Genomic DNA, 25,626 nt, shown 5'->3' with positions numbered 1-25,626 from the left:
GGGGAAACTATAATGCAACCACAAATGGGTGGAATTATTCAGGTCAATATTCCTGATAGAGCAACCTTACAAGCAAGCTATATGGGGTATGTGCAAGGTGGGGGCTTATTTGTGCCATCGAAGCAAAAAGTGAAGATGGGCCAAGAAATTTTTATTTTAGCTACGTTACCAGAACAATCACAAAAAATTCCTTTAACTGGTAAAGTAGTGTGGATTTCACATAAGCAAAGTGGATTTAAACCGCAAGGTTTCGCAATTCAATTGAGTGGTGATAAAGGAATTTACTATAAAGCTGAAGCTGAGCGGATTTTAGCTGGTAGTATGTCTTTAGATCGTCCAAGTTATACCATGTAAGCAGATAGGAAAGTACAGTGTTTGTTGATACCCATTGCCATTTAACAATGTTAGATTTAACGCCTTATAACGGTGATTTAGATCTTGCACTTGCTGCTGCACGAGCAGAAGGTGTCTCTAAGTTTATGGCAATTTCAGTTGACCTTGATGATCATGTTGCTTTAGCTGAAATCGCAAAGCGTCATGAAGATGTTGGGTATACGGTGGGTGTGCATCCTTGTGAGGATGTAGATACTATGGCTCGAGCAACCACTGAGTATTTGACTAAGTTAGCTCAATCAGAAAAAGTGTGGGCTTTAGGCGAAACAGGTTTAGATTATTACCACAGCACTGACTTTATTAATGAGCAAAAGGCTTGTTTTGCTCGGCATATTCAAGCCTCTAAAAATGTCAAAAAGCCAGTAGTTGTTCATACACGTTCAGCAAAACATGATACGGTAGATATTATTCGAGCTGAACAATCTTCGCATGGTATTTTGCATTGTTTTACTGAAGACTGGGAAACAGCAAAAGCCGTATTGGACTGCGGTTACTATATTTCCTTTTCAGGGATTGTTTCATTTAAAAATGCTCAAGATTTACGTGATGTTGCCAAGCAAGTACCTTTAGATCGACTCTTAATTGAAACAGATAGTCCTTATTTGGCTCCAGTGCCATATCGTGGTAAAACAAATGAACCAAAATACGTACCCTATGTAGCGAAAGCACTTAGTGAGGTATATGATAAATCGGTTGAGGAAATTGCAAGAATCACCTCGCAAAATTTCGAAAATTTACTCAAAGCGATTTAACTTATAGAAACTATATAAAGAGAGTAATTGCGTGAAGATGGACCGTCAAGCTCAGTTCCGAGCAAGAGAAGCGTTAATATTTCAAGTTGCGGAACAGTTGTTGTTAGAAAATGGCGAAGCCGGAATGACACTTGATGTGCTGGCTGCTGAGCTTGATTTGGCAAAAGGCACCTTGTACAAACATTTTCAAAGTAAAGATGAATTGTACATGCTCTTAATCATTCGTAATGAGCGCATGTTACTTGAAATGGTTCAAGACACTGAAAAGGCTTTTCCAGAACATTTGGCTTTCTTTATGTTGCACCATTTGCACCATCCAGAACGAACAGTATTGTTTCATCAAATTGAAGAAAAGCTTTCGATTACTGCTCAAGGTGTACACCATCTTTTTAATGAACTCTATCAAGTGAGAAAGCAGCGCTTACGTATTATTATTCGTATGACAGACCATTATTTAGAGTCAATCCAGAGTCATATGACTACACGAGATTACTTGGCTTCAATCTGGTCGCTCACACATGGAGCTGCTGCAATTCTGAATTCAAGTTTTTACCAACGTTATTTGGGTTCAAGAGATACTTTAAGAGTAGCTTATATTGATCAGGCATTGGCCTTACCGAAACAAGCAGTTGAGCAATACGCTTAATAGGTCGATATGAAATCGAAATCATTTCAATCACAAAAAGGCTTTACTCTTATAGAAGTGATGGTGGTCATTGTGATTATGACAATTATGACCTCACTTGTTGTCTTGAATATCGGTGGTATAGACCAAAAGAAGGCAATGCAGGCAAGAGAGTTATTTCTACTTGATTTGCAAAAAATTAATAAAGAATCACTAGATCAATCACGTGTATTAGCTTTAGAAACTCATGGTGAGACAGATGTCTCACCATTTTCTTATGAATTATATGAATATCACGATCAAAGTACCTTGCAAGTACAAGATATAAAAAACCAATGGCAGAAATACAATGAATTTAAAACACGACAACTTCCTACGCATGTATCTTTTTCTGTACAACCACTAGATGGGCAGAATTATTCTAAAGCTAAAAATACCGATTTAGTGGGGGGGCAAACACCTCAACTCATTTGGTTTGGCAATGGTGAAGCCAAGACCGTTAAAATACAATTTTATCTAGAACAAAAACCGATTGGTTCAGAAATACAAATAGATCACTTGGGTAAAATAAATGAAATCTAAAGGCTTTACCCTCTTAGAAGTTATGGTTGCTTTGGCAATCTTTGCAGTAGCAGCTGTCGCTTTAACTAAAGTGGCCATGCAGTACACTCAGTCTACTTCTAATGCGATTTTACGAACCAAAGCTCAATTTGTGGCAATGAATGAAATTGCTATGATGGAGATTAATCAAGAATGGTTGCAGGGCACTCAAAGTAAGCAAGTAACCTCTCAAGGTGAGACTTGGCAGATTGATAAATCAGCTGAATCGACTGTTAGCCCTAATGTTCAAAAAATTGATGTACAAATTAGCTTATATGATCCGGATAAGGGGAAAGTACAAAACGGTATTACTCATATGGTCTTTTTTAATTATCCAGTGAAAGCAAAATAATGATAAAAAATAAATATTTTCACTATCGTAGCACAGCTACGCATCTCGCGGCACGATCAGGAGTTGTGTCGACTGGCTATTCAGAGCATAGCTCTTCGTCTTACGCTCGGACAAAGCGTAGCTTTAAAGACCCTAGCACTCGAAACATGGTTTCTCGTCGTGCAACTGGATCAGAAGTTGTAACGACTGACTACTCAGAGCATAGCTCTTCGCCTTACGCTCAGACAAAGCTTCGCTTTGTTAATCCTCGCTCAGGATTTACGTTGGTTGAATTGTTGGTTGCTATAGCTATCTTTGCGATTTTATCTTTATTAGGGTGGAAAATTTTCGATTATCTGCTCAAGGTTCGTGATCGCAACGCCCTACATGAAGTGCATTTATTTGAATTACAAGATGCTTATCAACAAATTCTTCGTGATACTCTGCAAATTATTCCTTTATCTGCAAATCAAGGTGGGCAACTTCATCCAGCTTTAGAAATCGATAATCAAGTTTTGCGTTTTAGCAAAGCAGGGGTCACTGATCCTTTAAAACAAGGACTATCACCGTTTGAACGAATTGAGTATCGTTATGATGCGGAACAAAAAAAACTATATCGTCTGAAATATACCAATTTAAATACTTCGAATAGGGAACAGCCTTTATCGAGTACCTTGTTAAGTCAAGTTGACCAATACCAAATTATGGTTTTGACTCCGCAAGAAGTAACAAAATGGCCCGAGGTTAATATTGATCCAACAAAACCTAACGAGTTAAAAAAATTACCGAAAGGAATAAAAATCCAACTTACAGTAGCGGGAGTAAGTTATGAATGGATCTATAGCTTAAATCAAAGCAACTTGGCCCTTTCTCAGCAAGGTGGTTCATAATGGCTATTTATAAACACCAGCGAGGTGTTGCTTTATTGACAATACTTATTATGGTCGCCTTAGCTACAATTTTAGCGGCTTCAATTGCCAAGCATCAAAATAATACTATGGAAAATACTGCTTACTTAATGCGCCAAAATCAGTCTCTACTCTATGCGAAAAGTGCAGAAGCTTTTTTCTCGGAATTATTAATTCAAGATGCAAATAATGCAGGTGGGGTGGATCATTTAAAGGAGACATGGGCTCAACCTATGCCGCCGTTTCCAGTAGAAGATGGTTCTGTCTCTGGGCGTTTACTTGATGAATCGGGTAAATTTAATTTAAATAATTTGACCAACGGGGAAGGCACTGTAAATGAAGACGCTAAAAGTTGGTTCGAGCGGTTGCTCGTAAGAGTGGGTTTACCTGCTGAGTTAAGTCAAGCTGTGATTGACTGGCAAGATCCAAATGATGAACCGGCTGGACCAATGGGGGCAGAAAGTAGTTATTATCAAGGTTTAGATTCAAGCTATATGGCTTCAAATGCTAAATTTCATCGTATTGAAGAGTTAAAACTAGTTAGAGGCTTTGATGGGAAAAAATATGATCTGATCGCCCCATATATTTCTGCTTTACCAGAAAATACAAAGTTAAATATTAATACTGCTTCACCATTGGTTTTAGCAAGTATTGATGAAAAATTAGATGTTGGGGCGATCGAAAAAGAATTGCAGGCACGACAGCAAAATTTGAAGTTCTTCCAAAATGTTGATGAATTATGGCAATTGAGTGCTTTTTCAGCGGTTGATAGCCAAAAGAAAAAGCAGGCAAGTGGTCTTATTGATGTTAAATCCAACTTCTTTCAAGCTCAAATTGAAGTTGTTCTAAACAATAGAAAGCGTCAGTTTACTAGCGCATTGATGCGAAAAGATAAGCAAGTATATGTCTATTCAAGAAGTTTGGCTCCATTTAACTAAATAAATTTATTGATATTTTTTTTGAGTCTGTAATACTTGAAACTTATTAATAAAAGGGATGGGGTCATATTTCTGTATAGGCAGTATTTAAAGTAAAAATCAATATCTTCAAAATTCCTTCACATCTCTTATCATACTTTTTGCTAATTGTTTCTATTTGAAAAGTGGTGCGAAGTTTTTATCTTTTGCTTTATAATAATGTTCTTAGAAGGAATGATCGATTTGGCACATGTTAATTCGTAAGTTATTTAAGTTTGAAAATGCACATATAGTACGTAACTGTACATCGGATCGTTGTAAGCGATCGATTCATGGGCATAGTTATAAAGTCGAGTTATTACTTAAAGCTTCGAAATTAGATCATGGACAAATGGTATATGATTTTGGACTATTAAAAGGTGTCATTAAGGACCTTTTTGATAGTTTTGATCATGCGATTTGTTTCTGGGAAAAAGATGATCCGCAATATATCGATGCTTGTAAAACTTTTAGTGCACGTTGGATTTCTTTACCGGTGTCGCCATCAGCCGAGCAATTTTCTCGTATCTTCTTCTACCTAGCTCAGCAAGTATTAAAATCAACCGTCACCCAAAACGGGGAAGGCGATGTTGAAGTTTATTCAGTGATTGTTCATGAAACCGATACGGGATATGCCCAAAGTTTCCTTGAAGATATTCAAAATGAACAAATGGGGTTATTAAACCTTGAAGGAATTGTTTTTTCAGAACAAGTTCAATCTGAATGGACTGATCCACAAATGTATGAAAATTTAAAACAAGGGATTAAGTTTCAGAATCCACATGTTAACTTACAAGTAGAAGTGTAAGTTAACTTACTTTTGTTTTAGAAATGAAATTTGATCTAGGATGACATTAATGCAATTAACTGAGCAACAGCAAGACAAACTCAGTAAAGTTCAATTAGAAGAAAGCTGGAAAAGATCATTAACTCCATTTTTGCTGAGTCCTTATATGGATAGTTTGCGAGACTTCCTCTTCCAGGAGAAGCAAGCTCAGAAAACAATATATCCACCAAGCAAACAAATTTTTAGTGCTTTAAATATTACGCCGTTAGACCATGTGAAAGTCGTTATTTTAGGTCAAGATCCATATCATGGACCTAATCAGGCAAATGGCTTAAGTTTTTCTGTGCAAAGAGGTGTTGCATTACCTCCATCTTTGCGTAATATTTTTCATGAGTTAAATACAGATTTAGGTGTACCAGTTTCACGCCATGGTGATTTAACCAAATGGGCCGAGCAAGGTGTACTTTTATTAAACAGTGTACTTACTGTAGAAGCAGGGCAGCCCACATCACATCAAAAACAAGGTTGGGAAGAGTTTACTGACGCAGTAATTGATGTTTTAAATGAACAACGCGAACACATAGTTTTTATTTTATGGGGTGCTTATGCACAACGTAAAGGACAACGTATAAATAGAGAAAAACACTTAGTTTTAACTGCTGCACATCCATCACCACTTGCGGCTAATCGTGGTGGTTTCTTTGGATGTAAAGTGTTTTCAAAAACAAATCAATATTTGAAACAACATGGCATTGAGCCCATAGACTGGCAATTGGACGCATGATGAACTCTCCCAATGTAAATAGCTATCATCCGGATTTGGTAGTAGAAGAAGCGAAAAATGGTTGGCGTATCGTACGTTTGAATCGACCTAAATCATTACATGCTTTAGATGAATCAATCGTAACGGCTTTATTACGAGTATTTGAAGACTTCCGTGATGATGAGCGAGTAAAAGCAATTTGGTTGGATTCGACAACACCAAAAGCTTTTTGTGCAGGCGGAGATGTACGTAAATTACGTCAGCTGGTCATTAATCAAGAAGTAGAAGCAGCAAATAAGTTTTTCCAGCAAGAATATGCTTTGGATTTACTTTTGCATAACTATGCTAAACCTGTTGTTGTATGGGGCGAAGGTTATGTAATGGGTGGTGGGCTAGGCTTGTTCATGGCAGCACCATTCCGTTTGGTTACGCCATACTCGCGTTTAGCAATGCCTGAAATTAACATTGGTCTGTATCCGGATGTTGGAGCCAGCCGTTTCCTTGCTGACCGTGGTCAAATTGGTTTATTTACTGGTTTGACAGGTTCTATTATGACGGCTGCTGGGGCATATAGTATTGGTTGGGCGACACATATTTGTGAAGCACAACGTGATAATGTTCTGCAAAAAGTACTCAATATTAATTGGGCTCACTATCCTGCAGGTGATTTCCGTGCGATTGATGATACTTTAAATAGTTTGCACCGCCCAGTTGCAGCTGGACCTTTGCAAAATTCATTAGATGTTATTCATAGCGTTTGTCGTGGTTCAAGTTTTGAACAAGACTATCAAGCCATCGTAAGCTTACGTGATGCAAGCAGTGATTGGTTGCGTCAAGCCAGTGAAAACTTACAAAAGGGTTCACCGAGCACAGCGGCTATTACTTGGCTATTATGGCAATGGGGTAAACAAGTACATTCTTGGGACGAAGTTTTTGATCTAGAAGCGCAAATTTCTGAATGGAAAATTCGTCATCCTGATTTTGTGGAAGGTGTACGTGCTCGCTTAGTTGATAAAGATCTATCACCAGAATGGAAAGCATGTGAAGACCTTACATTAAGAGGTATTTTGGCTGATGATCCGCCAATAACGACTATTGATAGTTGGAATGCTTTACTTAGACAATATGGCGTAGTTTCATAATAAATAAATGTCTAAATTTAGTGATGAGTACTGGATGCAGCTTGCTTACGAGCAAGCTGAATTGGCAGCCAAGCAGGGTGAAATTCCTGTTGGGGCTGTAATCGTAAGTCAAAATAAATTAATTGGAGCTGGTTTTAATGCTCCGATTGGTTTGTCTGACCCTACTGCCCATGCGGAAATTCAAGCTATTCGTTCGGCTTGTGAATCATTGAAAAATTATCGTTTACCCGAAGATGCGACTTTATATGTTACGCTTGAACCCTGCACGATGTGTGTAGGTGCTTTAGTGCATGCAAGGATTAAACACGTTGTATTTGGGACAACAGAGCCTAAAGCTGGTTCACTCGTGAGTGCACGTCAATTATTAGAACATGGTTATTACAACCATAAATTTACTTTTGAGCATGGATGTTTACATGAAAAATGTGCTCAACAGTTAAGTCTTTTTTTTAAGCAAAGACGTGAACAAAAGAAACAAGAGAAGCAACAAAAAAACGTCCTTAAATGATTAAAAAATGTCATAGGGTTATGGCAAACTAGCGCCGTTTCATTGACATGATTTATTTAAATAAGGAACTTTCATGCGTAATGTAATTACTATACAAAAAGAATTTAATGCTCCTCTTAGTGATGTATTTAACCTGTTTTCTAAACATGCAACTTACAACAAGGCATTTGCTCCACTACAAGTTGTACGTGTGAAAGACTCGGCAGATCCTGAAAGACCAGATGGAGTGGGATCTGTTCGTCGTATGGGGTTTGGTGCGATTAAACCGCTTAAAGAAGAAATCACTCATCTCGAAGAAAACAAGCGTATTGAATATAAATTGATTGATAATCCTTTAGTTAAACACCATTTAGGTCGTATCGAGTTTTCTGAAATTACCCCTTATATTACTTTGGTTACTTATCGTATCGAATTAACGGCAAAAGCCCCCGTTGTAAGTAAATTAATTCTTGCACAGCTAAAACTAGCGATTACACTAGGCTTTTCGAGATTAGCTAAAGCATTTGCTTCTTAGTGAGAGTTCAATGACAGTTCAAATTATTACTATTGATGGTCCGAGTGGTTCGGGTAAAGGAACATTAGCGGCAAAACTTGCTGCATATTATCAATTTCATTTACTTGACTCTGGCGCCTTGTATCGTTTGTTAGGGTTGTCATTACATAAACATGATTTATTGGAAAAATTAGATAGCCATTTAGATGAGTGTGTGAACTATGCTCGTCAGCTTAATATCAAGTTTGAAACTTCAGCAGAGGGAACATTGGTTTTCCTTGATGGAGAAGATGTATCGCAAACCATTCGCACAGAGCGAGTTGGTGAATATGCATCTAAAGTTGCTGCAATCCCTGAGCTAAGACAAGCACTCTTTGATCGTCAAAGAGCATTTGCACAAACTCCAGGTTTAGTTGCAGATGGCCGAGATATGGCAACATCAATTTTCCCGGAAGCCAATGCAAAAATTTACCTAACAGCTTCGGCTGAGTCTCGTGCTGAGCGAAGAGTAAAACAGTTGCAGGGCATGGGGCTAGATGCTAAAATAAACGACATTTTAGCTAATATACAAGCGCGTGACAAAAGAGATATGGAGCGAGAAGTTGCTCCTCTCAAGCCAGCCGCAGATGCTTATATTATTGATAGTTCGGAATTAACGATCGATCAAGTATTTAAGTTAATGGTTGATTATGTCAATAGCCGTACTGTTAGCAACTAAGATTATCAGTTGACGCATAGCTTGATCAGTCTATAAAGACTATGTTGATACTTAACTAAACCGGCCTTGTCTGATCCAAGACCGCTGAATTTATCAGGTATATCATGACCGAATCTTTTGCAGCCCTCTTTGAAGAAAGTGAATTAAACCTCAACGTTGAAAAGGGTGCAGTCATCCAAGGTGTTGTTGTAAACATCGATAGCGACTGGGTTACTGTTGACACTGGCCTTAAATCAGAAGGCATTGTTGATCGTGCTGAATTTTTAAATGAACAACGTGAACTTGAAGTTCAGGTTGGCGATACTGTTGACGTAGTTGTTGAAGCTCTTGACAACGGTATGGGTCAAACAGTTTTATCACGTGAAAAAGCTAAACGTGCTGAAACTTGGACTAAACTTGAAAAAATCTTTGAAGATGGCGAAATCGTTACTGGTGTTATCTCTGGTAAAGTTAAAGGCGGTTTCACTGTTGACATCGGTCCTGTTCGTGCGTTCTTACCAGGTTCATTAGTTGACACTCGTCCTATCCGTGACACTACTCACCTTGAAGGTAAAGAGTTAGAGTTTAAAGTAATCAAACTTGATGCTAAACGTAACAACGTTGTTGTATCTCGTCGTGCTGTTATGGAAGCTGAATCTTCTGCTGACCGTGAAGCATTACTTGCTCAACTTGAAGAAGGTCAAACAGTTACAGGTACTATCAAGAACCTTACTGATTACGGTGCATTCGTTGATCTTGGCGGTATTGATGGTCTTCTTCATATCACAGATATGGCTTGGAAGCGTATCAAGCACCCTTCAGAAGTTGTTGAAGTTGGTCAAGAAGTTACTGTTAAAGTACTTAAATTTGACCGTGAGCGTAACCGCGTATCTTTAGGCCTTAAACAATTAGGCGAAGATCCATGGTTAGCGATCATGAGCCGTTACCCTAAAGGTTCTATCGTTAAAGCACGTGTTACTAACTTAACTGACTACGGTTGTTTCGCTGAAATCGCTGAAGGTGTTGAAGGTTTAGTACACGTTTCTGAAATGGACCACACTAACAAAAACATCCACCCATCTAAAGTTGTTCAGATCGGTGACGAAGTTGATGTTATGGTTCTTGAAGTTGACGAAGAACGTCGTCGTATCAGCCTTGGTATCAAACAAACTCGTGCTAACCCATGGGAAGAGTTTGCTAAGTCTCATGAGAAAGGCGAAAAAGTTTCTGGCACAATCAAGTCTATCACTGACTTTGGTATCTTCATTGGTTTAAATGGCGGTATCGACGGTCTAGTTCACTTGTCTGATATTTCTTGGAACGAACAAGGCGAAGAAGCTATCCGTCGTTACAAGAAAGGTGACACTGTTGAAGCAGTTATCTTGTCTGTAGACGCTGAAGGTAACCGTATCAGCCTTGGTATCAAGCAATTGAACAGCGATCCGTTCAATGATTTCTTAGCTGCTAACGAACGTGGTGCTTTAGTTAAAGGTACTGTGACTGCAGTTGATGCTCGTGGCGCAACTGTTAAGTTAGCTGACGAAGTAGAAGCTACTCTTAAAGCTTCTGAAATCAACCGTGACCGCGTTGAAGATGCGACTAAATTCTTAGAAGTTGGTCAAGAAGTTGAAGCGAAAATCATCAACGTTGATCGTAAATCTCGCTCTATCAACTTGTCTATCAAAGCGAAAGACGAAGCTGAAGAGAAAGAAGCAGTTGCTAACTTACGTACAGCATCAGCTTCTCAAGAAAATGGTCCTAAGACTATTGGTGACTTGATCAAAGCACAAATGAAGTAATAAGGTAACAAAGTACAGTTTCATGTAACGAAATTGTACTTTTTATACAAATTACTGTAAACGGTAGCGTAGTATTCAACATACTGCGCTACCGTTTTGTATTTAAACAGGTTATTATCAAACGACTTAGAGTAGTAATAAATAACGAGGTCGTAGATGACTACTGAAGCTCTTAATAAGTCTGATTTGATTGAACGCATTGCGCTAAAAAATCCACACTTGGCTGAACCATTAGTGGAAGAAGCGGTTAAAATCATGATTGATCAAATGATCGAAGCTCTTTCGACTGACAATCGTATTGAAATCCGTGGTTTTGGTAGCTTTGCTTTACACCACCGTGAACCTAGAGTTGGTCGCAACCCAAAAACAGGTAAGTCAGTAGATGTTGCAGCGAAGGCTGTTCCACATTTTAAACCAGGTAAAGCACTCCGTGATGCAGTGAATGAATCTGGAAAATAAATAAAACTCATAAGTGGGGTGCCTATGCGTTATATTCTAATTGCATTACTCATTATTGTATTTGGCTATTCTTTAGCACTTGTTTTGCAGAACCCAACAGAACTTCCTGTTGATTTATTATTTACTCAAGTTCCTGCAATGCGTTTAGGTTTATTATTGCTGCTTACCTTGGCGCTTGGAATTGTAGTTGGACTTTTATTGGGTGTACAAGTTTTCCGCGTTTTTCAAAAAGGTTGGGAAATTAAGCGCCTTAGAAAAGATATTGATCATTTGAGAAAAGAACAAATTCAAAGTGCTCAATTGGCAGCAGCAGAAGCAGCTGCAAATGTAAGACATGAAAAAACTGTGGTAGATATTTATCCCCAAGATAAAAACTCTACTCCGTTATAATTATTCTTGGTACTACTCTTTATCTAGGTATAAAGAGTAGTATTTTGCTTCCTATATTTCCTCATTATCTATCAAATTTAAAATCAATATTTTCTTATTCAAAAACTTGTCTCAATAGATTTCTTTATTAGTAGCTGACTTGTCTATTATAATAGCCCTGATTTTATATGATGGAAGAAAGTCTCTTGAGTATCATTGTTGCGTTGGATGCTAAAAGCCAATATGACGCTTTAAAAATTGTTGAACAACTTGATCCTACGTTATGTCGCGTAAAAGTAGGTAAAGAGCTTTTTACTCATGAAGGCCCATCTGTTGTAAAAAAACTTCAAGAAGAAAATTTCGAAGTTTTCCTAGATTTAAAATTCCATGATATTCCTAATACAACTGCTCAAGCTGTATGTGCTGCGGCAGATTTGGGTGTATGGATGGTGAACGTACATGCATCAGGTGGCCGTAAAATGATGGAGACCTGTGTAGAGCGTTTAAAGGCCGGTAATTATCAAACTCAGTTAATTGCAGTAACAGTTTTAACTTCAATGGGTCGTGAAGACTTAAAAGATATTGGGTTAGATATTGAACCTGTAGAGCAAGTTAAAAGATTAGCTAAACTGACTAAAGATAGTGGTTTAGATGGTGTAGTTTGTTCTGCTCAAGAAGCTAAAATTCTCCGTGAATTAATTGGGCAAGATTTCTCTTTAGTTACTCCTGGAATACGTCCAGAGGGTAGCAATGCAGATGACCAAAAACGTATTGTAACTCCAAAACAAGCAATGCTTGATGGTTCTACTCATTTAGTTATTGGTCGCCCGATTACTAAAGCAGAAGACCCAACTCAAATGTTGAAATCAATTCTTGCTTCAATTGCTTAAAAGCTTAAAAACACAGTAATTAAAAGTGGAGCGAGCAGGCTTAGAAGTAAGCCACTCATCATGGCATGTGGTACATAATGTGTGCCACATGACTGTTTCACCATAGCTAATGTTACATCCATCGAGGTAGCGCCAGCGCTTGAAATTGCTGGACGTGGAAAACGCCATCCCATTGTGTACATCAACAATATTGCCACTATTTCTCTAAATAGGTCTGTGAGTAAGGCAATTCCACCTAACTCAGCTGAATGTAATTGTGTAAATAAAATACCTGACATTGAATACCAACCATAGCCTTGGGCTAAAGCCAGCATTTCATTAAGTGTAAAGTGATTGCCTAGTAAGAAATAGTTAAGAAAACCAGCTATGCATGAACCTATAAAGGCAGCCAATGGTACAATAAGAATTTTCCAGCTTAACCATGTACGGTTGAAATGAGTAAAAGCAAGTTCGATTCCGATTAAAAAAATAAAAAGTAAGAGTAAATACCAGCTATTAAATGGAATATGGACATTTAACCGAGTAAAAAGAACACCTAAAATTACGCCGACAGTTAAAGCTAGAAATGCCTTGGCAATATTTTTTAGAGCATTTATAAAAAGCTGAAGTGAAATTTTTCCTTTAACACTTTCTTTATCAAATATTGTATAGGCGATTAAACAAGTAAAAAAAGAACCGAGAGAGGTGGTAAGTGCAATTAATAGAGCAGGTGGTAGTATAGTAGAAGGATTCTCAATTTGATCAAGTGCAAGTGTTAATTCTAAAGCGACACTTGCTAATAAAATATAAGAGAAATAAGGCAGAATTTTAAAAATAAACTGTCGAATATTTAATGAAAGTTTAGGACCTAGAAAATAACCAAATGCTAATACAAGAAAAATTTGAATAATGAGGCTAACAGATTGCATATAATAATAGATAGATTGTTATCAACCTATCTATTATGTATCGAACATATTATGCTGCATAGCTCTTAGAGCATTTATTTAATAGCAAATAATCTTTGGGATTCACTTTACGGGTTTCTAACCAATATTTCCAAGTATAAGTTGGCCATAAAGAGAAGTTCTTCCCATCAGCAGCCTGATACCAACTATTACAGCCACCTGCTTGCCATACAGTACCTTGAAGTTGTTTCTGTATTCTTTCATTGAAGCTATCTTGGACTTCCGGTTTAATTTCTATCGCATGTTGACCAGATTTATCGACAAGTTCAATCAGTTGTAAAATATAATTAACTTGTGACTCGATCATAAAAATAACTGAGTTATGACCTAAAACAGTATTTGGTCCGACGAGTTGGAATAGGTTAGGAAAATTCTTGGTCATAATTCCATAATAACTTTCTGCACCATCTTTCCAAGCCTGTTTTAATTCAATTTGATTAAGACCAACACAAGTAAAGTGTTTTAAGTAAATGCGTGGATCTGTAATAAAGCCAGTTCCATAAATCAGACAATCAATAGGTCTTTCTTTTCCATCTTTTGTGATAATGCTGTGCTCTTTAATTTCTTGAATACCATCCGTCACTAATTCAACATTTTTACGGTTAAATGTCGGGAAGTATTTATTTGAAATGAGAATACGTTTACAACCCATCACAAAGTCTGGTGTGAGTTTCTTAGCTAATTCTTTATCTTTGACTTGGAAACGTATAAAAGCCTCAGCTAATTTTTGCCCATATTTCATAATTTGCGGCTGAACTATAGGAACAACACGTGATTCGTTACTCCAATAAAGGCGGCTGCGATGAATTTTTCTGTAAAGATTAGATGTTTTAAATAGAGTTTTACTCAAACTGGAGTATTTACGTTCATCTCGTGGAATAACCCATGCGGCTGTTCTTTGAAAGACATATAGTTGTTTAACATCTTTAGCTATTTCAGGAATATATTGAATTGCGCTACCACCTGTACCAATAGATGCGACTGACTTTCCGTTTAAGTCATAGTCATGTTCCCACTGTGATGAGTGAAAGACTTTACCTTTAAACTTTTCGATGCCACGAATATGAGGGATTTGTGGAATATGTAAGGGGCCAGAGGCAAATACTACAAATTGTGCTTCTAGAGAAGGTTGGTTTGTAAAGTCTAACGTCCATACATGGCGCGTTTCATCATACTGAACATGATTAACTTCATGATTAAATTTACAGTAGTTTTTAATTTGATATTTTTTGGTTACATCTTGAATATAATCAAAAATTTCCGGTGCTTCCGCATAACGTTTTGACCAGTCAGTTTTAGGTGCAAAAGATAAAGAATACATATGTGACTGGACGTCACATGCAGCTCCCGGATATCGATTTTCTCGCCATGTTCCACCAACATCATTAGATTTTTCTAAAATAAGAAAATCTGTTTGTTGATTCTGTAATAGACGAATAGCCATTGCAAGGCCACCGAATCCAGCACCAATAATTGCGATTTTAGTTTTTTGAATAGCGTTTTGTTTTGCACTGAGCATTGTAAACCCTGCATATGCTGTAAAGAGGATTGTAGGCAAGCCTAACGTTTTTTGATCAGTTTAAACATGATTGTATCGACGTGAAAATTGATAGATTCGGCAATTAATTTTATTACTTCTTTATAGTAAAACATTTCAGTCTAGAGAAATTGATTGAAGAATGAAACGATCGGCACTTGGTTTAATCTATTTAATTCAAGGAATGCGCAATGCGGGCATTGATGTCGACTCACGTTTGGCAGATATCGGTATTAAAGTAGATTCCTTGGACCCCAGTTCAACAATTCATGACAGTTTAGAATGGGATATTCAACAAATTATTAGTGAAAATGTTGATCCTGAAAAAGGATTATTTATTGGACAGCACTATGCATTAGCAGGTTATTGCCCTTTGTTAATGCTACTTGTAACAAGTCAAGATATACAAACCGCCTTAGAAAAAGGCATAAAGTATCAAAAACTTACTCATTTATTTGGTACTTTGAGCTTACAAGAAACTGAAAATCATATTATTTTGAACTATTTACCTGTCGATTTAAAAACAGAAAACGGTTTACTTCGTGCCCAATGTGAAATTTCGGGGACTTACAAGTTTATTCAGGATATTTATACCATGATGGGCTTAACCATGCCTCATATGCGTATAGATGTACCGTTTCCCAAACCAAATAATATAGATACCGTTGCTCAATATTTCTCATATTATGGAGATGATCTGCATTTTAATTCTACACATGCAGCATTTAGCCTAAGTAAGAATGTGCTTGGAATAAAAATTCCTACAGCAGATATCATTACTCATCGTATCTATGAAGCTAAATGTATTAAAGAAATAAAACGATTAAATGAGCAAGATCATCAAATACCACCCATTATTCAATATGTGCAAGATTATCTAGAGCTACAACAAGGAATTATCCCGAGCATGGCGGAAACCGCTTTTGCTTTAAAAATGCCTGAAAGGACATTAAGGCATCAATTGCAGCAGCTTAATACGAGTTATAAACAAATTCGTGAACAGATTATTAAGAATAAGGCGCTTAAACTTATGGAATATAAAGAATATTCAATAGAGGTTATTGCTGAATCGCTTGGCTATTCTGAACCTGCAGCTTTTAATCATGCATTTAAAAGATGGTTTGGGCAGAGCCCTCGGCAATATGGAAAGGAGTTTTACTGAGCGTAACTCTTGATGCTAAAAGCTAATGTGGTCGGACAAAATGTTCGCTATACTCTCTTCAGTTAAAATTGAAATAAAATGATATGTTAAATTTAAAATCTTCTCATAGTACTGCATTTACCCCTTCTTCCCCAGCAGAGCGCTATGCTGAGGCATTGGCTTCAGGCCAGTTTATGGCAGATGAAGCACAAGCACAGGCAGTGCAAGAATTAGATCGTGTATGGAAAGAACTTTTAAATCGTTATAAGGCTTCTAAAAAAGCTTTCCGTCGTTTTCGCCGTCAAACCTCACCAAAGGGTGTATATATGTGGGGCGGTGTAGGACGTGGCAAAACTTGGCTTATGGATCAATTTTACGAATCTGTACCGTTTCGCCGTAAAACACGTATGCATTTCCATCACTTTATGCAACATGTTCATAAAGAATTAAATAAACTTTCTGGTCAACGTAATCCACTCGATATCGTGGCTGATCAAATCTATAAAGATGCTGTTGTTATTTGTTTCGATGAGTTCTTCGTTTCAAACGTAACAGATGCAATGATCTTGAGTGATTTATTCCAGAAGTTATTTGTTCGCGGTGTGACGCTCATTGCAACTTCAAACATTGCACCAGACGGGTTGTATAAAAACGGGATTCACCGTGATCGCTTTATTCCTACAATTGAAATGGTTAAAAAGAACTGTGTCGTTTTAAATGTAGATGCGGGTGTGGATTACCGTTTACGTGTTTTAAAACAAGCTCAATTGTTTAAATCACCACTGGGCAATGAAGCTCAAAACTGGATATCAGAGCGTTATACAGCTTTAACTCATACTCAAACGAATTCTCATGAACCGATTGTGATCAATAACCGTGTTGTTGAAACGCTAGGTCACACAGAAGATGTTCTATGGTGTGAGTTCTCTGAACTTTGTTTAAAGCCGCGTAGTCCTGCAGACTTTATTGAAATTGCCAATATTTATAATACGGTTCTGGTGAGTAATGTTCCGCACTTAACTGACTTCTTGTCAGAAGGTACACGTCGTTTTATCTACTTAGTCGATGAATTTTATGATCGTGGCGTGAAGTTACTCTTAACTTCTCAAGACAGTATTATTGATATCTATCAAGGCGAGAAATTGGCTTTTGAAATTGAACGTACTCGTTCTCGTTTGTTAGAAATGCAATCAGATGAGTATTTGCATTCTGAGCATCGTCATATTGATGCTACTAAAACTTCTTAAGAAATGAGATATAAAAGAGCGCTCTAAATAGGGCGCTTTTTTTACAACAAAAATAGATAAATTTAGCTAAATAATACTTTTTCATTGTGCAAAGTTTGATATAACTAAATACGCTTTAGAAAAAATAAGATAGTGAAACTTTTTGTATGTTAACAAAAAGTCTAGTTTCAGTATCTTTTAATATTGAATAAATTGTTGGGAAACCTAGTTAGAATTTTAATATTTTCCTATATAGAAAAATTTATCTTTGTCAATAGTTTTGCAAGGGAAAATGCTTACTATTTAGGAATGTGATATTAGTATTCAGCTTAATTTAAATCGGTATACTAGGTTTCTCTTGGTATAAAAAGTAGCAACTTCAGGAAAGACAATGACTGCACGTATTCAAAAAGGCAAGTTAGCGATTGCTAAAGAACTTTACGATTTTATCGAAAATGAAGCTTTACCAGGTTCTGGTTTAGATAGTGAAACTTACTGGAAGAACTTTGAGCAAGTTGTTGTCGATCTTAGCCCAAAAAATAAAGCATTATTGGCTAAGCGTGATGAATTACAAGCAAAAATTGATGAATGGCACCGTAATAACAAATTTGAATTAGGTGCTTATAAAGCGTTTTTAACTGAAATTGGTTATTTATTACCAGAAGTTGAAGATTTCCAGATCACAACTGAAAACGTAGACGAAGAAATTGCATTATTGGCAGGTCCGCAGTTAGTAGTGCCTGTACGTAATGCACGTTATTGCTTAAATGCAGCAAACGCACGTTGGGGTTCTTTGTACGATGCACTTTACGGCTTCGATGTAATTTCTGAAGAAGGCGGTGCTGAAAAAGGAAAAGGGTATAACCCTGTTCGCGGTGCTAAGGTAATTGAGTTCGCTAAGAATTTCTTAAATGAAGTTTTCCCGCTTGCTCAAGGCTCACATGCAGATGCAACTAAATATGCAATTGAACAAAATAAACTTGTTGTAACTTTAAAAGATGGTTCAAAAACAGGTTTAGCTCATGAAGCTCAATTTGTTGGTTTCAATGGTGAAGAAGCAAATCCTTCAGAGGTTGTACTTTTAAGTAATGGCTTGCATGTCATTATTGAAATTGATGCGAATAGCCCAATTGGTCAAACTGATTTAGCAGGTGTTAAAGATTTAACACTTGAAGCTGCGGTAACCACAATTCAAGATTTGGAAGACTCTGTTGCAGCTGTAGATGCAGAAGAAAAAGTTGAAGGTTACCGTAACTGGTTAGGTTTAATGAAGGGTACACTTCAAGAATCTATCGAAAAGAATGGTAAAACAATTGTTCGTGCGTTAAGCAAAGACCGCGAAATTAAAAATTTAATTGGTGGAACAACAAAGCTTCATGGTCGTTCACTTATGTTACTTCGTAACGTAGGTCACTTGATGACTAACCCAGCTATTTTGGTAGATGGTGAAGAAATTTTCGAAGGTATTATGGATGCATTGGTAACACCATTGTTATCAGTTGCTGATATCCGTAGTACAAACGAAAATAAAAACTCTCGTAAAGGGTCTATGTATATTGTTAAGCCAAAAATGCATGGTCCAGAAGAAGTTGCTTTTGCTGTTGAATTATTTGAACGCGCTGAGCAAGCACTAGGTTTACCAGCGAAATCTTTAAAAATCGGTATTATGGATGAAGAACGCCGTACATCTGTAAACTTGAAAAACTGTATTGCTGCTGCTAAAGATCGCACTATCTTTATTAACACTGGTTTCATGGACCGTACAGGTGATGAAATCCATACTTCTATGGAAGCTGCACCAGTTGTTCGCAAAGAAGCGGTTAAAACACAAAAATGGATTGCTGCTTACGAAAACCGTAACGTTGCAATTGGCTTGAAATGTGGTTTACAAGGTAAAGCTCAAATTGGTAAAGGCATGTGGCCAAAACCAGATAGCATGAAAGATATGTTGGCAACTAAAGCTGCTCATCCAAATGCTGGTGCTTCATGTGCTTGGGTACCATCACCAACTGGTGCTGTACTTCATGCGATGCATTACCATCAAGTAAATGTAAAAGCACGTCAAGATCAGTTGAAAGCTGAAGAAATGTTGTCATTAGATGACCTATTAACACCTCCATTTGCACCTGATACAAACTGGTCAGCGGAAGAGATCAACAATGAACTTGAAAATAACTGCCAAGGTATTTTAGGTTACGTTGTTCGTTGGGTTGACTTAGGTGTAGGTTGTTCAAAAGTTCCTGATATTAACAATGTGGGCTTAATGGAAGACCGTGCGACATTACGTATTTCTTCTCAACACGTTGCGAACTGGCTACGTCACGGTATTGTGACTCGTGAACAAGTTGAAGAAGTGCTTAAACGCATGGCAAAAATTGTTGATGAGCAAAATGCGAATGACCCATTGTATAAACCAATGGCAGCTAACTTTGAAACAAATATTGCTTTCCAAGCAGCTTCTGACCTTATTTTTAAAGGTTGTGAACAGCCTTCAGGTTATACTGAACCGTTATTACACGCTGCTCGTTTGAAGTTAAAAGGTTATACAGGTGACTAATTTTAACCTGTTATAAAAAAGCCTCTACGGAGGCTTTTTTATTTTCGGTATATTTTATGCTTATAAAGTACAGACTTATAGTTAAAAGGTTTTGATATTGATTAACTTAAAAAATCTTAATCGTGAGAATTGGATTCAATGTGCAAAGTTGTCGTTGGATGAATCTCAAAAGGACTATGTTGCACCAAATGTATATTCTATTGCTGAGACTTGAATATTTCGCTTCAAAAAAAACGCTAACTGAAGATTCAAGTTAGCGCAGGAGTTAATAGAGTTAAATAGATTAAAAGCAATATTAGTTACTGCTCACAATTCCAATTTTAGTGACACCTAAACGCTGTGCTGTAGCCATGACCATCGCTACATTTTTATATTCAGCCAACTGGTCTGGTTTGAGTTTGATCTGGTCTTGATCTTTTTTTGCAACAACACCTTGAAATAAAGTCTCTAGAGCCTTGCGGTCAGAAACCTCTTGGTTATTCCAAAATACTTTGCCTGCTGCATCAATTCTTACATCAATCACTTCTGGTGGCTTTTCATTTGTTGGTGGCGGTGTGCCATTTGGCAAATTAATATTAATCGCGTTGTTTGGTGCAGGTATGGTAATAATAAACATGATAATGAGCACCAACATGACATCAATAAGAGGTGTCATGTTGACTTCTAACATCACATCATCATCATTATTTGAACCGACATTCATACCCATAAGATTCTCCTTAAAATAGTTACGGGGAGGCTGGAGGGGTAGTAACAAAGGCAATTTTGCCAATACCAGCTTGTTTGGTCGTACTAATGACCTGATCTATCGCTTCAAAATGAGTAAGCTGATCTCCCCGAATATGTACCTCTGGCTGCGGTCTTTTTTGCGCTACAGCCTGTAATTTTGCTAACAATATTTCTTTATTAGGTACATAACTTTCGTTCCAGAAAATATCTCCTTTCTTATTTACTGAAAGTTGAATATTTTCAGGTGTAGTTGCGTACGGCGTATTTTTTTCTTCTGGCAGTTTCACCGGAACTGTATGAGTAACTACCGGAATAGTAATCAGAAAAATAATAAGTAGAACCAACATGACATCAACTAGAGGCGTCGTGTTAATTGTTCCAATCATTTCGTCATCATCTTCAGAACCAACACTCATACCCATAATGTTTGCTCCTGATTATTTGATGCTGCGGTTAACTGAATTATTGGTATTAATTTCACCGCTTAATAAAACTGCATGTAAATCTGAACCAAATGAACGGACGTTTTCCATTACTGCTTTATTGCGACGAGTCAACCAGTTGTAACCAAGTACAGCCGGTACTGCGACTGCAAGACCAATAGCTGTCATAATGAGTGCTTCACCGACAGGTCCGGCAACTTTATCAATAGACGCCTGACCTGAAATCCCGATAGCTGTTAACGCGTGATAGATTCCCCAGACTGTTCCGAATAGGCCCACGAAAGGTGCCGTAGAACCTACAGTTGCTAAAAAGGCTAAACCGCCACCTAAATGGTTTTGTACTTTTTCAATTGCACGTTGTATTGAAATGCTCACCCAAGTATTGAAGTCAATACGTTCTAGTAAAGAACCGCCGTGTGACTTAGTTGAGTTAATACCTTTTTCTGCAATAAAACGATATGCACTACTTTGTTCTAGACCATCAGCAGCATTATCTAAAGAAGTAGCTTCCCAAAAACTTTTTTCTGCTTCTTTACCTTGGCGTTTTACTTTTGCTTGTTGTAAGAATTTAGAGACAATGATGTACCACGTACCAATAGACATCAGTACGAGTATAAATAGGGTAGACTTAGCAACTAAATCGCCTTCACGCCAAAGAGCTTCTAGACCATATGGATTTTTAACAGTTTCACTGCTTGCAGGCTTTGGAGGTGGAGTTGGTGTATTTGCATTTGAAGTTGCTTCTGTAGTTGCGGTTGCAACAGGAGTATTGCTCGTTTCTTCTGCAAAAGCTGTACTTAATGGGAGCAGTGAGCATGCTGCGATTAAACTTGCAGAAGCGAAACGTACGAGTGATTGAGTTGATTTTTTCATCATATTATCTCCAATATTTTTAATTTCTTACTAATTCAATTGTTTATTCAATTACGAATGGATATTCAATTTCATACCAGTCCTGCTGAGGCACGCCATCTTTCATTGCTGGTTTGAACGTACATAAGCTGTAAGCTTTAGTTGCCGCTTTATCTAAGGTTTTGCTACCACTCGATTTTTTCACTTTGGCATCAATAACTTTGCCGGAAGTATCAACTAAAACACGTATGCGCACCGTACCTTGTTCTTCATTCATCAGTGCTTCACGTGGATATTCCGGTTTTTCACAACCTGCGGAACCTTCTGAAACGCCACGAGTCACGCCAGCTGGTTTAGGCGCTGGTGCGGCTGCCGCTGGAGCAGGTGCTGCAACTGGACTTGGCGATGGTGCACTAGGTGCAGCCGGCGCGGCTGGAGCAGGAGTCGCAACTTTAGTTGGCTGAGCTACCGGATTGGTTTTTTGTACCGGTGTCGCTACTTTCTCAACCTGTTTAGGCGGCTCAGGAACCTTGGCAACCTTTTCGACCATTTTTGGTGGCTCTGGTGGTTTTTCCTTAGGTTTTGGCTCCTCCGGTTTTGGTGGAGGAGGTGGTTTAATATCCTGAATAATTTGTAATTCCACAGGTTTTTCTGCTGGTTTTTGAATATTGTTTGCTAAACCTGACATCAGAATATAGGCAACAAGAAGATGCAGAAAAAGCACTGCAGCAATACCAATAAGGCGTTTGGCAGATTTATTTTCTATGTCTGTAAAAGTCATGCCCATAGTTACTCCTGAAACTGTAGACAAACAATTTTTTAAAATGACTGTTTGGCTAAGAATGAGTATTTGTTCTGCAAACTAACTTTTTGAGGGTTATATTTGCAGAACAACCATTTAGAACTTATATGTACCTCGTACAAAGTAAGTACGTCCTAAAGGATCTGCGTAACGTGGGTCATATCCCATTTGGAAGTTATCAATTACGTTAGAAGCAGGTGGATCTTCATCAAATATATTTTTAATGCCTGCTGTTAACTCTAGGTTTTTAAAGCCTTTGTAAGTCCCTGAAATATTGTAGGTTGTATAGTCACTTACTCTATGGTTTTGATCATTCGCGTTTTGATCTTGATAACCGCGTGAGAAGTTTTGTTGCAGATTTAAAGCCCAGTTCTCATAGTTCCAGTTCAGGTTGGCGGTATGTTTCCAGCGTAGAATAATCGATTGATAATCTAAGCCGCTATATGACCCTGCAACACCTTTCCAGTCACCATCTGGTTCTGCTTGATATTTGTAGTCAGTGATATATGTACCATCAATATTGAAACCAAATCGGCCTGTGGCAGTCATTGGTGAAACCCAACTTAAGCCCACATCAAAACCAGATGTTTTAATACCACCTAAATTTTGTTGTGTAGTAATAATATAATTTAGTGAACCGTCAGCATTACGTACAAATTTGTCTCCATATTTCACAGGATCTGCAAATATAGCTGCTTCGGATAGTGTGGCAATTTGTTTATCTACTTCTATATTGAAGTAATCAAGAGTGAAGGCTAAATTTTTAACAGGTTCAAATACTAAACCTGCTGTAAAAGATTTAGATTCTTCTGGATTTAAACTCTTATTCCCACCGTTTTGACGTTTGAACTGCATATTACAGTCGCGTTCTTGTTTACCACCAGGTTGTACAACTCCTCCAGGACAAAGTGCTGGGTCGTCATATGTTGCACCAGTATTTGTGACAGAGTTCGGGCCATTAACCTCCCAAAGTGTAGGAGCTCTGAAACCTGTACTATAAGTGGTACGGAACATTAACTGTTTAATCGGCTCCCAACGAAGTGCAAATTTTGGATTGAACGTATCACCAAAGTCATTGTAGTCATCATATCGAGCAGCAATTTGAGCTTCTAAAGTTTTGTGCAGTGGAATATGAAATTCGGTAAATACCGATTTGATATTACGATCACCTTTATTTTCCGGTTCGTCTGGATCAGTACCCGTACTAGGAGCTAGTCGAGCAACATCCGCAACTACTTTTGAAGTCCAATCTTCATAACGATAGCTTGCCCCAACAGCGAACCCAACATCACCAGCTGGTAGTTTGAAAATAGGTCGACTTGCAGTGAAATCAACTGTGGTTGTGTCTAGGTTGGCTTTTAAATATTTGCCCTTAACACCGAGTTGATCCCATACACCAGCATCTTCAGCGTTCTGAGGTCCGAATGGATTTAAGGTGCCATTGTTTAAAGCTTCTTGAGTTTTGTCATAGTTTAAATAGCCACTCAAGATTGCATCGGAGGCACTGCTATGTGCATAGGTCACCCCTGAATTGATATCCCAACCATGTGTTTCACCTTCAATACCCGCAAATATCCGGTGTGATTGATTAATACTATTACTTACACGATTACCAGCTTGTGAACGTAAATAAAGATCGATAGGACCCGATGCTCCAGCAAGAGCAGGGGTTATCCCATTTCCTGGGTAATATTTACTGTTAGGGTCTAGACTTAAATCAAAAAATACGTCTGGTGCGACTGAAGTGGTGACCTCATTTCTTGCATATAAATATTCGGCAATTGCATTAAAATTATCGTTGAGTTTAAAAGTCGCACGGCCCATTACAGAAATGTCTTCTGTTTTTGGAACAATTCCAATAACCGCTTGGCTGTTATATCTACAAGTTTTGCCATCAGGACTGCTGACTAAAGGGTTATCACTACAACCTATAGATGCATAAGGATTGCCTAAACCTGGAACATTGGCAGGGAATGAACCACTACTGGTTTTATTTACACCTAATTCAGGTAATATGCCTCCGCGTCGACTGACTTTACGATCTTGGGCCATGACATCATCACCTTTTCGGTAATCGACAACTCCAAAAACGTTATAGCCATTTTCCTCTAAGTCACCAAAACCGCCGAAAATGCTATAGTCTTGTTGATCTCCACCTTTTTCTTCTGGTTTTTGATATCCAGCGGTTAGGTTAAGACCCGTAAACTGCTTTTTAGTAATGAAGTTGATAACCCCACCGATTGCATCTGTTCCATAAATGGAAGAAGCACCATCACGTAAAACTTCAATACGGTCTAACATGGCGAGTGGAATAATATTTAAGTTTGTCACCCCACTATCATATGCATTAGCAGCTAATCTACGACCATTCAGCAAAATAAGTGTCTTGTTAGCACCTAAAGCTCTCAAGTTTGCTGCTGACCCCACAGTTTTACTAGCGCCCACATTGCTAGCAGTTACGAAGTTTGATTGGTTTGCACTAATCTTGGCTAAGGCTTCTTCAGTTGATGTTACCCCTTGTTTTAAAATTTCATCAACTTTTACAACAGTAATTGGTGAAGCACTTTGAGCAGCAACGCCTTTGATTGAAGAACCTGTAACTGCAACTTTCACAACTTTTGCTGGTTTATCATCATTACTTGTTTGTTCGGTTTCTGCTGCTTGTGCCATGGTAAGACACATCATGCTTAAACTAAGGGTACTTAATTTAAGTATTGTCTTGCCGATCTTGGGGGTTACCTGAGATCGAACATTGTATTTTTTTTTCATCGTGGACGTGATCCCTTTTTGTTGTAGTTAGCGATATTGCTGGAATGTTTTTAAGCAAAGCAAGTGCCAACTATATATTTTTCTTTTTTTAGTTTATGCAAAATATTGATAAATATTGATTTTATTATGTTTGAGGGCAGTGTTTCTGTTT

The 25,626-nt window shown here is 37.8% G+C and carries 26 protein-coding genes and 2 pseudogenes; 21 read left to right on the top strand and 7 right to left on the bottom strand.

Features of this window, described 5'->3' with window-relative positions:
* Positions 1–12 precede the first annotated feature (12 nt).
* The 17 genes and pseudogenes from ACIF8R_RS04310 (at position 13) to pyrF (ending at position 12,472) form a co-directional block, all read left to right on the top strand.
* Positions 13–354: a PilZ domain-containing protein gene (locus ACIF8R_RS04310; protein WP_001183024.1), complete on the top strand. Its 342-nt coding sequence runs from the start codon at positions 13–15 to the stop codon at positions 352–354.
* Positions 355–371: 17 nt separating this feature from the next.
* On the top strand, positions 372–1,145 hold the full coding sequence (locus tag ACIF8R_RS04305) for a TatD family hydrolase (protein ID WP_396479280.1): 774 nt from the start codon (positions 372–374) through the stop codon (positions 1,143–1,145).
* Positions 1,146–1,182: 37 nt separating this feature from the next.
* Positions 1,183–1,791, top strand: coding sequence for a TetR/AcrR family transcriptional regulator (locus tag ACIF8R_RS04300; RefSeq protein WP_000375838.1), 609 nt, complete (start codon positions 1,183–1,185; stop codon positions 1,789–1,791).
* Positions 1,792–1,800: 9 nt separating this feature from the next.
* Entirely contained in the window at positions 1,801–2,352 is a 552-nt protein-coding gene (locus tag ACIF8R_RS04295; RefSeq protein WP_396479278.1) for a type II secretion system protein, read from the top strand.
* Positions 2,342–2,722, top strand: coding sequence for a type II secretion system minor pseudopilin GspI (gspI, locus tag ACIF8R_RS04290; protein ID WP_019458993.1), 381 nt, complete (start codon positions 2,342–2,344; stop codon positions 2,720–2,722). Before ACIF8R_RS04295 ends, gspI begins: the two co-directional genes overlap by 11 nt.
* Positions 2,722–3,591 (top strand): type II secretion system minor pseudopilin GspJ, encoded by an 870-nt coding sequence (gspJ, locus tag ACIF8R_RS04285; protein ID WP_396479276.1) that lies wholly within the window; start codon positions 2,722–2,724, stop codon positions 3,589–3,591. The genes gspI and gspJ overlap by 1 nt, the downstream gene beginning before the upstream one ends.
* Entirely contained in the window at positions 3,591–4,547 is a 957-nt protein-coding gene (gspK, locus tag ACIF8R_RS04280) for a type II secretion system minor pseudopilin GspK (protein ID WP_396479274.1), read from the top strand. The genes gspJ and gspK overlap by 1 nt, the downstream gene beginning before the upstream one ends.
* 229 nt (positions 4,548–4,776) lie before the next feature.
* Positions 4,777–5,373 (top strand): 6-carboxytetrahydropterin synthase, encoded by a 597-nt coding sequence (locus ACIF8R_RS04275; protein WP_263613594.1) that lies wholly within the window; start codon positions 4,777–4,779, stop codon positions 5,371–5,373.
* A 49-nt stretch (positions 5,374–5,422) separates the two neighbouring features.
* Entirely contained in the window at positions 5,423–6,136 is a 714-nt protein-coding gene (gene ung / locus ACIF8R_RS04270) for a uracil-DNA glycosylase (protein ID WP_396479272.1), read from the top strand.
* Positions 6,133–7,257, top strand: a complete 1,125-nt coding sequence (locus ACIF8R_RS04265; protein ID WP_151739649.1) for an enoyl-CoA hydratase/isomerase family protein — start codon at positions 6,133–6,135, stop codon at positions 7,255–7,257. The genes ung and ACIF8R_RS04265 overlap by 4 nt, the downstream gene beginning before the upstream one ends.
* A gap of 7 nt (positions 7,258–7,264) precedes the next feature.
* Positions 7,265–7,769: pseudogene (tadA, locus tag ACIF8R_RS04260) on the top strand (tRNA adenosine(34) deaminase TadA).
* 69 nt (positions 7,770–7,838) lie between these two features.
* Positions 7,839–8,279, top strand: coding sequence for an SRPBCC family protein (locus ACIF8R_RS04255; protein WP_396479271.1), 441 nt, complete (start codon positions 7,839–7,841; stop codon positions 8,277–8,279).
* Between the two features lie 10 nt (positions 8,280–8,289).
* A complete protein-coding gene (gene cmk, locus ACIF8R_RS04250) occupies positions 8,290–8,976 on the top strand; it encodes a (d)CMP kinase (RefSeq protein ID WP_284083715.1) in 687 nt (228 codons plus the stop codon).
* Between the two features lie 104 nt (positions 8,977–9,080).
* Complete coding sequence (gene rpsA / locus ACIF8R_RS04245) at positions 9,081–10,754, top strand: 30S ribosomal protein S1 (RefSeq protein WP_002050239.1); 1,674 nt, start codon at positions 9,081–9,083, stop codon at positions 10,752–10,754.
* A 156-nt stretch (positions 10,755–10,910) separates the two neighbouring features.
* Positions 10,911–11,213: an integration host factor subunit beta gene (locus ACIF8R_RS04240; protein WP_002050043.1), complete on the top strand. Its 303-nt coding sequence runs from the start codon at positions 10,911–10,913 to the stop codon at positions 11,211–11,213.
* Between the two features lie 24 nt (positions 11,214–11,237).
* Complete coding sequence (locus ACIF8R_RS04235) at positions 11,238–11,603, top strand: lipopolysaccharide assembly protein LapA domain-containing protein (protein ID WP_263613598.1); 366 nt, start codon at positions 11,238–11,240, stop codon at positions 11,601–11,603.
* Between the two features lie 170 nt (positions 11,604–11,773).
* Positions 11,774–12,472, top strand: a complete 699-nt coding sequence (gene pyrF / locus ACIF8R_RS04230; protein ID WP_263614967.1) for an orotidine-5'-phosphate decarboxylase — start codon at positions 11,774–11,776, stop codon at positions 12,470–12,472.
* Here the strand turns inward: pyrF and ACIF8R_RS04225 are convergent.
* Positions 12,469–13,380 (bottom strand): lysine exporter LysO family protein, encoded by a 912-nt coding sequence (locus tag ACIF8R_RS04225; protein ID WP_396479269.1) that lies wholly within the window; start codon positions 13,378–13,380, stop codon positions 12,469–12,471. The two genes, pyrF and ACIF8R_RS04225, sit on opposite strands and share 4 nt — an antisense overlap.
* Before the next feature lie 49 nt (positions 13,381–13,429).
* Positions 13,430–14,977 (bottom strand): flavin-containing monooxygenase, encoded by a 1,548-nt coding sequence (locus ACIF8R_RS04220; RefSeq protein ID WP_396479268.1) that lies wholly within the window; start codon positions 14,975–14,977, stop codon positions 13,430–13,432.
* Between the two features lie 121 nt (positions 14,978–15,098).
* On the opposite strand from ACIF8R_RS04220, the gene ACIF8R_RS04215 reads away from it, so the two are divergent.
* The 4 genes and pseudogenes from ACIF8R_RS04215 to ACIF8R_RS04200 form a co-directional block, all read left to right on the top strand.
* Positions 15,099–16,118 (top strand): helix-turn-helix domain-containing protein, encoded by a 1,020-nt coding sequence (locus tag ACIF8R_RS04215; protein WP_396479266.1) that lies wholly within the window; start codon positions 15,099–15,101, stop codon positions 16,116–16,118.
* An 83-nt stretch (positions 16,119–16,201) separates the two neighbouring features.
* A complete protein-coding gene (gene zapE / locus ACIF8R_RS04210; protein WP_151789524.1) occupies positions 16,202–17,344 on the top strand; it encodes a cell division protein ZapE in 1,143 nt (380 codons plus the stop codon).
* A 370-nt stretch (positions 17,345–17,714) separates the two neighbouring features.
* Positions 17,715–19,880, top strand: a complete 2,166-nt coding sequence (locus ACIF8R_RS04205; RefSeq protein WP_151789523.1) for a malate synthase G — start codon at positions 17,715–17,717, stop codon at positions 19,878–19,880.
* 97 nt (positions 19,881–19,977) lie between these two features.
* A pseudogene (locus ACIF8R_RS04200) lies at positions 19,978–20,091 on the top strand (GNAT family N-acetyltransferase); the annotation flags it as partial.
* A gap of 84 nt (positions 20,092–20,175) precedes the next feature.
* On the opposite strand, the gene ACIF8R_RS04195 reads toward ACIF8R_RS04200, so the two are convergent.
* From ACIF8R_RS04195 to ACIF8R_RS04175, 5 genes are all read right to left on the bottom strand, one after another.
* On the bottom strand, positions 20,176–20,589 hold the full coding sequence (locus ACIF8R_RS04195) for an ExbD/TolR family protein (RefSeq protein ID WP_396479264.1): 414 nt from the start codon (positions 20,587–20,589) through the stop codon (positions 20,176–20,178).
* 19 nt (positions 20,590–20,608) lie between these two features.
* On the bottom strand, positions 20,609–21,031 hold the full coding sequence (locus tag ACIF8R_RS04190) for a biopolymer transporter ExbD (RefSeq protein ID WP_000525862.1): 423 nt from the start codon (positions 21,029–21,031) through the stop codon (positions 20,609–20,611).
* Between the two features lie 15 nt (positions 21,032–21,046).
* Positions 21,047–21,928: a MotA/TolQ/ExbB proton channel family protein gene (locus ACIF8R_RS04185; RefSeq protein ID WP_396479262.1), complete on the bottom strand. Its 882-nt coding sequence runs from the start codon at positions 21,926–21,928 to the stop codon at positions 21,047–21,049.
* Between the two features lie 40 nt (positions 21,929–21,968).
* Entirely contained in the window at positions 21,969–22,691 is a 723-nt protein-coding gene (locus ACIF8R_RS04180; RefSeq protein ID WP_396479260.1) for an energy transducer TonB, read from the bottom strand.
* A 111-nt stretch (positions 22,692–22,802) separates the two neighbouring features.
* Positions 22,803–25,475 carry a TonB-dependent receptor gene (locus tag ACIF8R_RS04175; RefSeq protein WP_311071308.1) on the bottom strand — a complete coding sequence of 891 codons (2,673 nt, stop codon included), beginning with the start codon at positions 25,473–25,475 and terminating at the stop codon, positions 22,803–22,805.
* Between the last annotated feature and the right edge of the window lie 151 nt (positions 25,476–25,626).

Origin of the sequence: Acinetobacter sp. ABJ_C4_1 (genome assembly GCF_044538495.1) — a bacterium.
GTDB classification, from domain to species: Bacteria; Pseudomonadota; Gammaproteobacteria; order Pseudomonadales; family Moraxellaceae; genus Acinetobacter; species Acinetobacter nosocomialis_A.
Note: the sequence above shows the minus strand (reverse complement) of the source record. Positions and strands in the feature narration are given on the sequence as shown.